12 protein-coding genes and 1 pseudogene are annotated in these 12,689 nt (G+C 58.1%); 8 read left to right on the top strand and 5 right to left on the bottom strand.

What is annotated here, in order from left to right; all coding sequences use genetic code 11:
- Nucleotides 1-209: 209 nt before the first annotated feature.
- From ACXHGZ_RS23095 to ACXHGZ_RS23070, 6 genes are all read left to right on the top strand, one after another.
- Entirely contained in the window at nucleotides 210-1,133 is a 924-nt protein-coding gene (locus tag ACXHGZ_RS23095; RefSeq protein WP_480461753.1) for a putative phage abortive infection protein, read from the top strand.
- A gap of 71 nt (nucleotides 1,134-1,204) precedes the next feature.
- Nucleotides 1,205-1,639: a hypothetical protein gene (locus ACXHGZ_RS23090; protein ID WP_480461752.1), complete on the top strand. Its 435-nt coding sequence runs from the start codon at nucleotides 1,205-1,207 to the stop codon at nucleotides 1,637-1,639.
- Between the two features lie 93 nt (nucleotides 1,640-1,732).
- Nucleotides 1,733-2,365 carry a hypothetical protein gene (locus tag ACXHGZ_RS23085; protein ID WP_480461751.1) on the top strand — a complete coding sequence of 211 codons (633 nt, stop codon included), beginning with the start codon at nucleotides 1,733-1,735 and terminating at the stop codon, nucleotides 2,363-2,365.
- 302 nt (nucleotides 2,366-2,667) lie between these two features.
- The gene (locus ACXHGZ_RS23080) at nucleotides 2,668-2,889 is read left to right on the top strand and encodes a DUF3079 domain-containing protein (protein WP_480461749.1); all 222 of its coding nucleotides are present in this window, start codon (nucleotides 2,668-2,670) and stop codon (nucleotides 2,887-2,889) included.
- Between the two features lie 67 nt (nucleotides 2,890-2,956).
- Entirely contained in the window at nucleotides 2,957-3,160 is a 204-nt protein-coding gene (locus ACXHGZ_RS23075; protein ID WP_480461748.1) for a hypothetical protein, read from the top strand.
- A gap of 93 nt (nucleotides 3,161-3,253) precedes the next feature.
- The gene (locus tag ACXHGZ_RS23070) at nucleotides 3,254-4,639 is read left to right on the top strand and encodes a trimethylamine monooxygenase (protein WP_480461746.1); all 1,386 of its coding nucleotides are present in this window, start codon (nucleotides 3,254-3,256) and stop codon (nucleotides 4,637-4,639) included.
- Between the two features lie 39 nt (nucleotides 4,640-4,678).
- Here ACXHGZ_RS23070 and ACXHGZ_RS23065 read toward each other — a convergent pair whose 3' ends face one another.
- Nucleotides 4,679-5,086 carry a type II toxin-antitoxin system HicB family antitoxin gene (locus ACXHGZ_RS23065; RefSeq protein ID WP_480461745.1) on the bottom strand — a complete coding sequence of 136 codons (408 nt, stop codon included), beginning with the start codon at nucleotides 5,084-5,086 and terminating at the stop codon, nucleotides 4,679-4,681.
- 18 nt (nucleotides 5,087-5,104) lie between these two features.
- Nucleotides 5,105-5,297, bottom strand: a pseudogene (locus ACXHGZ_RS23060) (type II toxin-antitoxin system HicA family toxin).
- A gap of 270 nt (nucleotides 5,298-5,567) precedes the next feature.
- Between ACXHGZ_RS23060 and ACXHGZ_RS23055 the strand changes: the two are divergent.
- Complete coding sequence (locus ACXHGZ_RS23055; protein WP_480461743.1) at nucleotides 5,568-7,232, top strand: FMN-binding glutamate synthase family protein; 1,665 nt, start codon at nucleotides 5,568-5,570, stop codon at nucleotides 7,230-7,232.
- Nucleotides 7,233-7,365: 133 nt separating this feature from the next.
- Here the strand turns inward: ACXHGZ_RS23055 and ACXHGZ_RS23050 are convergent, their stop codons facing one another.
- Nucleotides 7,366-8,673: an OprD family porin gene (locus ACXHGZ_RS23050; RefSeq protein WP_224457622.1), complete on the bottom strand. Its 1,308-nt coding sequence runs from the start codon at nucleotides 8,671-8,673 to the stop codon at nucleotides 7,366-7,368.
- Between the two features lie 509 nt (nucleotides 8,674-9,182).
- On the opposite strand from ACXHGZ_RS23050, the gene ACXHGZ_RS23045 reads away from it, so the two are divergent.
- Nucleotides 9,183-11,270, top strand: coding sequence for a TonB-dependent receptor (locus tag ACXHGZ_RS23045; protein WP_480461740.1), 2,088 nt, complete (start codon nucleotides 9,183-9,185; stop codon nucleotides 11,268-11,270).
- A 64-nt stretch (nucleotides 11,271-11,334) separates the two neighbouring features.
- Here the strand turns inward: ACXHGZ_RS23045 and ACXHGZ_RS23040 are convergent, their stop codons facing one another.
- Both ACXHGZ_RS23040 and ACXHGZ_RS23035 read right to left on the bottom strand, forming a co-directional pair.
- On the bottom strand, nucleotides 11,335-11,532 hold the full coding sequence (locus ACXHGZ_RS23040) for a hypothetical protein (RefSeq protein WP_480461739.1): 198 nt from the start codon (nucleotides 11,530-11,532) through the stop codon (nucleotides 11,335-11,337).
- 164 nt (nucleotides 11,533-11,696) lie between these two features.
- A complete protein-coding gene (locus tag ACXHGZ_RS23035) occupies nucleotides 11,697-12,686 on the bottom strand; it encodes a sulfate/molybdate ABC transporter ATP-binding protein (protein WP_084856505.1) in 990 nt (329 codons plus the stop codon).
- Nucleotides 12,687-12,689: the final 3 nt, after the last annotated feature.

Here is a 12,689-nt window from a genome sequence, read left to right as displayed (position 1 = left end):
GCGCCGTTTAAATAAAATCGCCCCTTTTTTTTGAAGAGAATTGCATTGCACCAGGACTTGCATAAGCTGAATAGAATTAATGTGCTTTTAGCATTAGCCATATCTACTGCCAGCCTAACAACTCGCTCAAGAAGTATGACTCAATCATTGGTACAGGTTAAAGCCTGCCCCTTAACCAAAGGCTACACCGCTCAAGGAAACGCAAGAAATTGAACCTAGAAGAGAAGTTTGAGAGTATAACCCCTCGACGCTTAGTCAAATGGATAGCTTGGATATTGGGGATCGCAACAGGCCTCTTCGGCGTTGTGCTTGCCTTGTATCTTATGGAGTTCAACAACGGGTTCAGCAATGAAAATTCAGACTGGGGGACATTTGGAGACTTCCTCGGAGGGACGTTAAATCCTATATTTGGCTTTTTAAGCCTTATTGCGCTTTTGCTAACAATCGCATTACAAAGCAAAGAACTTGAGTCAACCAGAATAGAGCTTGAGCGATCCGCATCTGCGCAAGAAAAAACAGAAGCAGCGCTAAATAAACAATCCGACACACAACAAAAACAGCAGTTCGAAAATACTTTTTTCTCGTTACTCGATCAACACAATAAAGCTCTCGAAAAAATATCCACACCAACTGGAAAATATGCAGATGGCTTATCAGACTTAAACATCGTTAGACTTTCCGTATTTTCGGAGAAAAACTCAAACCTACAAGACGCGAAAGATTCGCTAGAAAAGCACAACGGTATTTGCGGTCACTATTTTAGAGTCCTTTATCAAGTCCTAAAATTTATTGCCACAAACGTACCTGAAGGAAATATTGGATCAGAATTCAGCCAAGACATAATAGCCAATTGCGAGCTTGCACCAAGTGAGAAAATGTACAGCAACATCGTAAGATCGTTTCTAAGCTATGACGCAACCCAACTCCTTGCCATTAACTGCTATTGCGCAAATAACTCCGACACCTACTGGAATTTTAAGTTACTTATAGAGCGCTACTCATTTCTTGAGCACATGCCATTCAAAATTGAAGATAATGATCATTTGCTATTGGTCTCCACAAGGGAGTTTTATGAAAAAAACGCATTCGGGCGCACTCAGTTCAAGCCAGTTATTAAAAACCATAACTCGTAACTCACTGCTCTGGTAAAAATTATATTTAGCACGCCTGTTAACTTATTGTTTGTACCCAGGAGGCATCACAATTGGGCAATGAGCGCTTTGTAAGGTGGCAAGGGCAAACTATCAGCCAGCTATCTACCGCCCTCGCTTTGTTTTCTGGCCTGTCGGTGGGAGCCCTAGGATTTCTATTTTCCCTTCTGCAGGACACCTCATTCAAACCCACAGGAATATTGGCTTTACTATTTTGTATCGCCTTCCTATCGCTGCTTGTTGCTTCTATTTCTGGCTCAGCAGCCGTGGTGACACGCCTGCTTGACTTCCGACTTACAGCTCAGAAGTTGCGCAAGATGAATAATGAGCCGCTAACACTATTTGGCACAGACGCATCAAGATACGGCAAAGCCACATGGATATTATTTTGGGTTCTCTTAGTCTCCTTCACCATTGGTATACTACTAAGCAGCGTAGTGATAGGGGTATTTTATTTGGCAAGCATTTTTTGCGCCATTAATTCCTAAGCACTCAAAGCCCGCTAACTTAGCTAATTGGATAGCTAGAAGCTACGCCGCTGTCTACCTGCTAGCTTAATTATCATGCACAAAGGTGATTCTGTGCCACTCAGCCAAGACGCCCATCAATTTCTGACAAACGAAATGTGTATAGATACCCAAGACCTGACAGAGAAGATAAATAGTTTAGGTTGCGGCAGTGATGTGAGAGACATTTGCAGAATGATCGAAGACTTCATCATCTCTTTAAACAAAGATGATGCGGAAGAAGAGATTCAGAGAATCTTCTTAAAATACGAACATCTCTTTGATAATGAACATGCTTACGCAATCATCGATCCCATTCGGCATGCATTTGCTGGTTTTGCGTACGGAGGGCTTCACCAACTCTTCACTAGACAAGAGAACGAAGCATGGTACCCAAAAGTACTTTTAACCAAAGAGCTCAAGCCTAACGACATCGGAACCCTTGGAGAAACTGTTGAAATTTACCGAGGGTGCAGCATGAACGAACACATGACACACAAATATGGCCAGTCTTGGTCAACCTCTAAGAACGTAGCTGAACAATTTGCCTACGTGCACTACCAAAATCAACCATGGTTTAACCTACAAGACCGCGCAGTACTGCGGTCCATAATTCCAAAAACAGGCATTCTTTACTCAAAGCAAGAATGTGAGTTTGAAATCGTGGTTAACGTGGACCTACTAGGAAAAGTTCGAACATGTCCATAACAAAAACTCAACTATCGCTTGCTTCATTCACTATGAAGCAAAGATTTACAATTTACTATGTAAGGCCGATAGCATGCCAAAGGATAGTTTTAGGGATACAGAACCCAACCTCAAAGTAACAAAACAATATAAAACATATGCTTATGTATACCTTCGACTCCTGGTGCCGCACCATACACCGTATCAAAACAGGCTCACCGAAAGCGGGCCTTTTTTTGTTTCTCTCCGTTGCCCCCGGTCAACCCCACTCTTTCCCACCGCCTAGCCTCTGAACTTATCCACACCCAAACGAAGGGCGGCACATGGCCAAGAAATTCCCCCTAAACCCCAGCCACCCCGAACGCATCTGCTGGGGCTGCGACCTGTACTGCCCGGCCAAGGCACTGGCCTGTGGCAACGGTTCGGAGCGGACCCAACACCCGGTGGAGTTGTTCGGTGAAGACTGGAACTACGACGTTACAGCGTCTGAATCACAGGCAAGCGAGGTACCGTCGTTCTCTTGCGCGAACAATGACAAACCTTGAAATGCTTTCCTTCGATGCGTTATAGCTAAAAAGGCATCCATAAAGAAAAGAGGCATTACAAGCCCCCATGTACGAGATCACACGTATCTATCGGTCCCATGGCCCGCTTGCCGGTTTGCTCGGCAAGGCCACCGGGCCCTTCCCTGCCGTTGTCCGCTCCACCCTCGGCTGTTCTCCACTTTCGACATTGTTCCACACCCTGTCGATCCCACCTCGGGACGTGCTGCTGGCGCACAAGCGCAAGCGCCCCGTGCCTCCGCCTGCCTGCTGACACCTGAAGCCTTCGCCCATCCGCAACCCTAGGCCCATTGCCGTTCGGGGTTGGGGAGGTCTTGCCTTTGATTTGTGTTAACAGGACATCCTCATGACTATTCGTGTCGCCATCATCGGCGCCGGCCCGTCTGGCCTGGCGCAACTGCGTGCTTTCCAATCCGCCCATGCCAAGGGCGCCCCCATGCCCGAGATCGTCTGCTTCGAGAAGCAGGCCGACTGGGGCGGCATGTGGAACTACACCTGGCGTACCGGCCTGAACGAGCATGGTGAGCCGGTTCACGGCAGCATGTATCGCTACCTCTGGTCGAACGGGCCGAAGGAATGCTTGGAATTCGCCGACTACAGCTTCGATGAGCATTTCGGCCGGCCTATTTCGTCCTACCCGCCTCGCGAGGTGCTGTGGGATTACATCCAGGGCCGGGTGAAAAAAGCCGATGTGCGCCAATACATCCGCTTCAACACCGTGGTCAAGGCGGTGCGCTTCGACGCCGAGCGCCGCACCTTCACCGTTACGGCCCATGACTACGCCGCAGGCCAGGGCATCGAGCAGACGTTCGACTACGTGGTGGTGGCCAGCGGGCATTTCTCGACGCCGAATGTGCCGTCGTTCCCGGGCTTCGAGCGGTTCTCAGGGCGCATCCTGCATGCCCACGATTTCCGCGATGCGTTGGAATTCGCCGGCAAGGATGTGCTGATCGTCGGCAGCAGCTATTCGGCCGAGGACATCGGCTCACAGTGCTACAAGTACGGCGCTCGCTCGATCACCAGCGCCTACCGCACGCAGCCCATGGGCTACCAATGGCCCAAAGGCTGGGAGGAGCGGCCACAACTGCAACGCGTCGAGGGTGATGTGGCGTATTTCGCCGACGGCTCCAGCAAGCGGGTGGATGCGATCATCCTGTGCACCGGCTACCAGCACCACTTCCCGTTCCTGCCCGACGAGCTGACCCTGCGCACCAACAATCGCCTGTGGCCGCTGGGCCTGTACCAGGGCGTGGTGTGGGAGGCCAACCCGCAGTTGATGTACCTGGGCATGCAGGACCTGTGGTACAGCTTCAACCTGTTCGACGCCCAGGCCTGGTTCGCCCGCGACGTGATGCTCGGCCGCATCCGCCTGCCCGACCACGCCACCATGCAGGCCGACAGCGCCCGCTGGCGCGCCGAGGAGGAGGCCTTGGAAACCACTGCGTCGATGTATGAATTCCAGGGCCGGCATATCCAGCACCTGATCAGCCAGACCGACTACCCAAGCTTCGACATCGATGCAGTCAACCGCATCTTCCTCAAATGGAAGAACGACAAAAAGCACGACATCATGGGTTACCGCGACCGCTCCTACCGCTCGGTGATGACCGGCACCGCCGCCGTGCCCCATCACACGCGCTGGCTGCAGGCGCTGGACGACTCGCTGGAGGAATACCTGCGCGAGACTGCCGAGCCGGGTGACGTCCGCGCCCTGAGGCCGGACAAGGGCTGAATCCAACTCGGCTGCTGCAGGGCAACGAGGTGCCGCGCCTCATTGCCCCTGCAGCACCTTGAGCGCGGCCTCGGCCAGGAACCCCGAACGGCTTTTCTGTTCGGGGTGGTTCTTCACGTAGGCATCGATCCGGTTCAGCAGATAGGCCGGCAAGGTGATATTGAGTTTTTCCGCCTTGCCCAGGTAACGGGTGATATCGATGTCGACCAGTGCCCAGGTACAACCGGCAAAGGCTGGGTTGGCCGCGTGCACGGTGACCTTGCTGGCCTTGGGGATTTCCTGTTCATCCTGCGCGAGCAGCTCCAGGTGCCCCTCGATGGCCTCGCGGGCCATGGCCATGGCGTCGTCCAGATCCTCACCTGCCGAGAAGCAACCCGGTATATCCGGTACCTCGACGCCCCAGGCATGGCTGTCGTCGCCGGGGAAGATCGCAATAGGGAAAAGCATGTGCGTATAACTCCTGGTTCAGCTGGCGTACTTGATCTGTGCTTGGCGCAGCACGCTGGCGATCGTGGCCGGCAGCAGGTCCTTCTTGGGATGAGGAATCGTCACCAAGCCTTTCTTGCAGGAATGCTTGAAGTGATGGTGGCTCCCCCCGGCTTCGCACCAGGTACCAACCGTCGGCTTCTATGAGTGAAATCAATTCGCGGCTGTTCACGACCTTTCCTTGGCCAGCCGAGTGGTGGTTATTATAACCACCAACACGGAGTTATCAACACCATACCCACCATGTGGGCTGCTCTGCGGGCAAGTATGCCGAGCGCTTCGGCTCCATGGCTGAAAGAAGTGATGCACGATCTTGCCGTCGAATTGGCATCTCCGGCGCTCTGCTTCACGGGTCAGGTAACAGTCTTTTACCGAAACCCCTGGTTTTCCCCGCGCGGCCTTTGCCTATCCTAGGTCGGGTCATCCCGTCAGCGATGGACCCATGAGACACGCATTCTCCGCCCGCTACGCTTGCCTGGCCGCCTGCCTGCTGTTCACCTTCGCCAGCCTTCCATTCCTCGCCCAGCACGCCTGGATCTGGCCGTTCACGCTGGTAACGGCGCTGCTCAGCCTGGTCGGCCTCAACGACCTGCGCCAGAGCCACCACGCGGTGCGGCGCAACTACCCGATCCTGGGCAATATCCGCTACTTGATCGAGACCATCCGCCCGGAAATCCGCCAGTACCTGATCGAAGGCGACGACGACAAGCTGCCCTTCTCGCGGTCGCAACGTTCGCTGGTGTATGCCCGGGCCAAGAACGAAAGCGCGGAAAAGGCCTTCGGTACGCTCAACGATGCCTACAAGCCTGGCTTCGAGTTCATCAGCCATTCGATGCTGCCAGTGGCAACCCCGGACCCAGCCTCGTTTCGCATCGCCATCGGCGGCCCGCAGTGCCGGCTGCCTTATTCGGCGTCGATCTTCAACATCTCGGCCATGAGCTTCGGGGCCCTGAGCGCCAACGCCATCGGGGCCTTGAACAAAGGCGCACGCCTGGGCCGATTCGCCCATGACACCGGTGAGGGCAGCATCAGCCCCTATCACCGGGCGCATGGTGGCGACCTGATCTGGGAGATCGGCAGCGGCTACTTCGGCTGCCGTACCGAAGAGGGCCGCTTCGACCCGGCGCGCTTCGCCGAGCAGGCACGCGACCCGCAGGTGAAGATGATCGAGATCAAGCTCAGCCAAGGCGCCAAGCCGGGCCATGGCGGCATTCTGCCGGGGCACAAGGTCAGCCCGGAGATTGCCGCCACCCGGGGCGTTCGGGTCGGCGAGGACTGTATTTCGCCTGCCGCCCACAGCGCCTTCCGCACGCCGGTGGAGCTATTGCAGTTCATCGGTCGCTTGCGCGAACTGTCCGGCGGCAAGCCGGTGGGCTTCAAGTTCTGCCTGGGCCACCCCTGGGAATTCATGGGGATCGCCAAGGCCATGCTGGCCACCGGCATCACCCCGGATTTCATCGTCGTCGATGGCAAGGAAGGTGGCACGGGCGCAGCGCCCAGGGAGTTCAGCGACAACATGGGCGTGCCGATGCGCGAAGGGCTGATGTTCGTGCACAACACCCTGGTGGGCCTGAACCTGCGTGATCGCATTCGCATCGGTGCGGCGGGCAAGATCGTCAGTGCCTTCGACATCGCCAGCGTGCTGGCCATCGGCGCGGACTGGGTCAATTCTGCCCGCGGCTTCATGTTCGCCATCGGCTGCATCCAGTCGCAGAGCTGCCACACCAACAAGTGTCCCACCGGGGTCGCCACCCAGGACCCGCTGCGCCAACGCGCGCTGGTGGTGCCGGAGAAGGCCGAGCGGGTGGCCAGCTTCCATCGCAACACCTTGCATGCCCTGGCCGAGATGCTCGCGGCGGCGGGCCTCGAGCATCCGTCGGAGCTCAAGCCCAAGCACCTGGCACGGCGTATCAGCCCCAGCCAGATCAGCCTGTTTTCGGAGCTGCATCAGTTTCTCAAGCCGGGCGAGTTGCTCAGTGGCTCGATCGAGAGCGAGTTCTATGGGCGGATGTGGCGGATGGCGCGTAGTGACAGTTTTGCACCGCAAGCGGGAGAAACGGCGCCGATAGCGGCTGTGACACGCCGTAAGGAAACGACTCCCGCATAAGGGCCGCTGCGCGCCCCAATCGCGGGGCAAGCCCGCTCCCACAAGAAAACTGCGCAAGCGCTTAGGTTCCTGTGGGATTAGAAACTCAAAGAAAAGCCCCGGACGAGCCGGGGCTTTCGAGACACGCTCAGGATCAGAAGATGCTGATCGGGTACTCGACGAATACGCGGACTTCGTTGCCGTCGTCGTTGTAGCCGTTCTGGCGAACTGCGGTATTGGTGCGTACGAAGGAGCTACGCAGCTTGACCGACAGGTCCTTGGCCGGGCCTTCCTGGACGACGTAGCGGATCTGGTTGAAGATCTCGCGTTCCTTGCCCTCGCCGAAGCCCTGCGGGTTGGCCGCGTTGCGGGTGTTGATGTTGTCACCCACTACATAGGCGACCTTGTAGGTCAGGCCTGGGATACCGAAGGCACCGAAGTCCAGGCCGTAGCCCAACTGCCAGGAGCGTTCGTCCTCGGCGTTGAAGTCGGACCAGTAGGAGTTGGCCAGGTAGATGGTCGAACCACCGTCACCCACGCCACCACGGTTCTGGTACCAGCCGTAGTTGTAGCCAGTGTCACCGGTGCTGCGCTGGTGCGCCAGGGTGATCGAGTGCGGGCCGAAGGCGTAGGTAGCGGCGAGGCTCCAGATGGTGTTGGAGTCGCCGTTCAGGCCGGCGGCACGTACGTATTTGTTGTCGATGTCCGACTTGTAGCCGTTGAAGTCCAGGGTCAGGGACTGGTCGGCCGCGATCGGGAAGACGTAGTTCAGGCCCAGGTAGTGCTTCTTCATCACATCTTCGTTGTCGGCGGTGTACAGCGCCGCGGTGAAGTTGTCGGTGAACTTGTAGCTACCGCCGAACACGTTGATCGACTTCAGGCCACCGCTGTCACGGCCCTCGGCGCTCTTGCGCGCTTCCTGGGTGAAGCGACCGGCGTTCAGCTCCAGGCCCTTGATCTCCTTGGAAGTGATCAGGGTGCCGGTGAAGCTCTCTGGCAGCAGGCGGGCGTCGTCGTATTGCAGCACGGGCAGGGCCGGCATCTGGTCACCGTACTTGAGCACGGTGTTGGAAACACGGAACTTCACTGCCGCGCCGCCACGGGCGAGGTTGTGCGGGGAGTTGGTCGGTGCGGTGTCGCTCGGCTTGAAGAAGTCGACGCCAGCGCCACCATTGTGGCCCTTGCCGCCGTCCAGGCGGATGGCGTACAGGCCGAAGGCATCGACGCCCACGCCCACGGTGCCCTGGGTGAAGCCGGAGTTGAAGGTGCCGATGAAGGCCTGGCCCCACTCGATCTGGTCGTCGGTGCCATGCTTCTTGTCGCGATTGATGTAAGCGTTGCGCAGAAGGACGTTGGCGTGGCTGTCCTCGATGAAGCCCTTGCTTTCGGCCTGCTCGTTGGCCTGGGCCTGGGTCGCGGCGATCATCGCCAGTGCGACCAGGCTGATCCTGGTTTTCAACATCTTGTTTTCCTTATTTCTTAATCAAAAACGCTCTGCAATTTGACGCCAGGAACCAACGCCCCTTCGTAGGTTCGACGCTATGCGGATCCAAACTGAAAGGCCCGCCATGGTCGGGAGCGGGCCTTGTCCAGCAGCATGGCCAAGTCATGGCCAGCAGGCGTTGAACGAATCCTATCTGCCCCTGCTTCGGAATGTCAAAAAATCGTGAAATACAATTTGTTATAACGAAATTCCTGTCTTCATCAGAGCATTTCCAGACAGATTCACGCGGATTTAGGAATTTTCCTCTATCGATGAAGACGCGACGATGCAAGCTATTTCGCACATGGCATATTTGCTCCAGGCCGTCTTCCCAAAGTAGGTAATGGCGCCCTCAGGCATCGACACGGGCATTTTTTACAAAATGAAACACATGTAAAGACATATCCTGACAAATATCCGGGCAATTGCTAATCACTCGCATTAACATCCGCACCCTTTTTTCATTGACCTTGTTCGCGGATGTACCCATGTTCGTTCCTTGTCACCTTTCACGCCTGACCCTGGGCTTGTCGCTGATCTGCGGCGCAGGTCTGGCCAGCGCCGCTACCACTGTCCTGCCGGAACTGTCGGTCACCGCCGACCGCGAGCGGGAAGAGGACAACCCGCAGGTTCGCGAAGTCAGCACCGCCACGCGCACCTCGACCCCGGTACGCGACGTGCCCCAGGCCATCGACACGGTGAAGACCCGCAACAGCCTGGACTACGGCCACGACAGCCTGGGCAAGGCGCTCGAAGGTATTCCCAACGTCAGCAGCGGCGCCGACACCCGCTTCGACAGCCTGCGCATCCGCGGCTTCGACGCCAGCAATGACTTCTACCTGGACGGTGTGCGCGACGACAGCCAGTACGTGCGCGACCTGCATAACATCGAACGGGTCGAGGTGCTCAAGGGTCCCGCCGCAGTGCTCTATGGCCGCGGCAGCCAGGGCGGTATCGTCAACCGGGTGAGCAAGGCGCCGGAGCATGGCCGCCGCTCGAGCATCGAAGCCCAAGGCGGCAGCCAAGACCTGCGCAGCCTGTATGCCGACCTCAGCGCCGACCCGACCGATACCCTCAGCCTGCGCCTGAACCTGGGCAACCAGGACAACAACAGTTTCCGCGACGGCATCGACGGCAGCCGCCAATTGTTCGCACCGTCCATGAGCTGGCAGCTGACGCCCGAGCTGAACTGGCTGGTGCAATACGAGTACAGCCGCTACAACCGCACGCCCGACCGAGGCATCCCCGGCAATCCATTGACCGGCCGGCCCGCCGATGTCAGCCGCCACACCACCTATGGCGATACCCAGCGCGATTACATCGACGACCGTGCGCAGACGCTGCGCTCGCGCCTGAACTACGCACTCAGCGATCAGTGGCAACTGCGCCACACGCTGAGCCTGTTCACTCTGGAAAGCGACTTCGACAACACCTACCAGACCGCCTACAACCCCAGCACCGGCCTGGTCAGCCGCCAGCGCTGGCAGCAGGACCTGAGCACCCGCAACCTGTTCAACACCGTAGAGCTGGAAGGCCACGTGCACACCTACGGGCTCGAACACACGTTGCTGGTAGGCCTGGAAGTGGGCGAGCAGCGGCGCAATTCGCTGCTGCATTCGGGCGTCGGCGTTCCCGCGGTGCCGTTGTCCGGCGCTACCGGCGGGCACCAGCACAGCGGTGCGATGAAGGTTTTCAGCGACAACCATACCGATGTGCAAAGCGCCGGCCTGTACCTGCAGGACCAGGTCCGCCTGAACGACCAATGGCAACTACTCGCCGGCGTGCGCTTCGACCGCTTCGAAGTCGAAACCACCAGCAAGCTGAAGAACCTCACCGAGAAGCAGGAAAGTACCAGCACCAGCCCTCGCCTGGGCGTGGTCTATTCGCCCTGGCGCGACCACTCCTTCTATGCCTCCTGGAGCAAGACCTTCTCACCGGTCGGCGGCGGCCTGATCGGCATCACGCCCGGTGCGCCCGGCAACGGCAACGATGCGGGCCCAGAGCTGACCCGGCAGAAGGAGATCGGGGTCAAGAGCGACTGGTTCGATGAACGCCTGAGCACCACCCTGGCCCTCTATGAACTGGAGCTGTACAACCGCCGCACCCGCGACCCGAACAACCCGGACCTTATCCAGCTCAGCGGCCTGCAACGCTCGCGCGGCATCGAGCTGACTGCCATGGGCAACCTGGTCGGCAACTGGTATGTGCGCGGTGGCATCGGCTTGCAGGATGCGACCATCGTCAAGGACAACAACGGCCAGCAAGGCAATCGCATCAATGATGTGGCCAAACGCAACGGTAGCCTGTTCGTCACCTGGAAGCCCGAGCTTGGCTGGTACGCTGAGACCGGCCTGACACTGGTGGGCGAGCGCTATGCCGACACCCAGAACACCGTCATGATGCCGGGGTATGGCCGCTGGGATGCCCTGGCCGGCTATCGGACCCGTGATTGGGATGTGCGGGCGGCCTTGAGCAACATCACCGACAAGACCTACTACAGTTCGGCGACCAGTGCCGGGCAGATCCAGTTCGGTGATCCGCGCAGCCTGGTGGTGACGGGGACCTACACGTTCTGATGAGGGGCTTTGGGGGCGCTGTGCGCCCCATCGCGGGGCAAGCCCGCTCCCACAATGGGGGTGATCAATGCCAAACCGCGATCAACGCCTCGAGCTCGGCATCGCTGAGCAGCCCGTGCGGGTATCGCCCATCCAGCAGCCGACTCGGGTCGGTCGCTGCGGCCTGGGTGTTTCCCTGCTGCCTCAACCATTGCGCCAGGCGCCGAAACGACTCAGGATCCATCGCCGAACGGGAAATAGACGACTCGCTTGTTGCATTCATGTCCACACGCTCTCCTGGGGCCTCTGAGCGCCTAACGTACTGGCCTTTTGTTACAGAAAGGCATCGCCTTATCCCTTTGAAACCCTTAAAAAAAACGAAATAAAAAAGGGCCACCCCCTGCCAAGGAAAGTGGCCCTGAAACGCTTGCTGCAATCAGTCGCGGCTTAGATATTCGGCATCTTCTGCCAGACCTTCGGGCGGAAGAACAACGTCTCCCCGCGCGCCAGCCCGGTCAGGCTGTCGTGGTCCTTCACCACCTCGGCTTCGATCAACTCGCTCTGCCCCGGCACCTTCAAGGTGACACGCGTGGTCGCACCCAACGGCCGGATGTCGCGCACCTCGGCGGCCTGGTGGCCTTCGGTCTCATGCCGCGACAGCGACACCTCATGGGGGCGGAACAGCACATGCTGGCCTTCGCTCAGGCTCAGCCGGTTGGAATCACCCAGGAAGTGGTAGACGAAATCGTTGGCCGGGTTTTCGTACACCTCGCCCGGCGAGCCGATCTGCTCGATCACGCCCTTGTTCATCACCACGATGCGGTCGGCCACTTCCATGGCCTCTTCCTGGTCGTGGGTCACGAACACCGAGGTCAGGTTGATGTCTTCGTGCAGGCGCGCCAGCCAACGGCGCAACTCCTTGCGCACCTTGGCATCGAGGGCACCGAACGGCTCGTCGAGCAGTAGCACCTTGGGCTCCACCGCCAGAGCGCGGGCCAGGGCGATACGCTGGCGCTGGCCGCCGGAAAGTTGCTCGGGGTAGCGGTCGGCGAGCCAGTCGAGCTGGACCATGTTCAACAGTTCATGGACCTTCTCGGCGATGCGGCTTTCGCTCGGGCGCTCGCCCTTAGGTTTCATGCGCAGGCCGAAGGCAACGTTGTCGAACACGCTCATGTGGCGGAACAGGGCGTAGTGCTGGAACACGAAACCGACATTGCGATCACGCACATCGTGGCCGGAGACATCCTCGCCATGGAACACGATACTGCCCTGGTCGGGCGTCTCGAGGCCGGCGATGATCCGCAGCAGGGTGGTCTTGCCGCAGCCCGAAGGGCCGAGCAGGGCCACCAGCTCGCCGCTGTTGATATCCAGGTTGATGTTGTCCAGGGCCTGGAAGGCGTTGAAGCGCTTGCTGACGTTACGAACTTCGATCGACATGAA

This window comes from Pseudomonas shiyinii (assembly GCF_056725765.1).
This window is presented reverse-complemented; position numbering and strand designations above follow the sequence as displayed.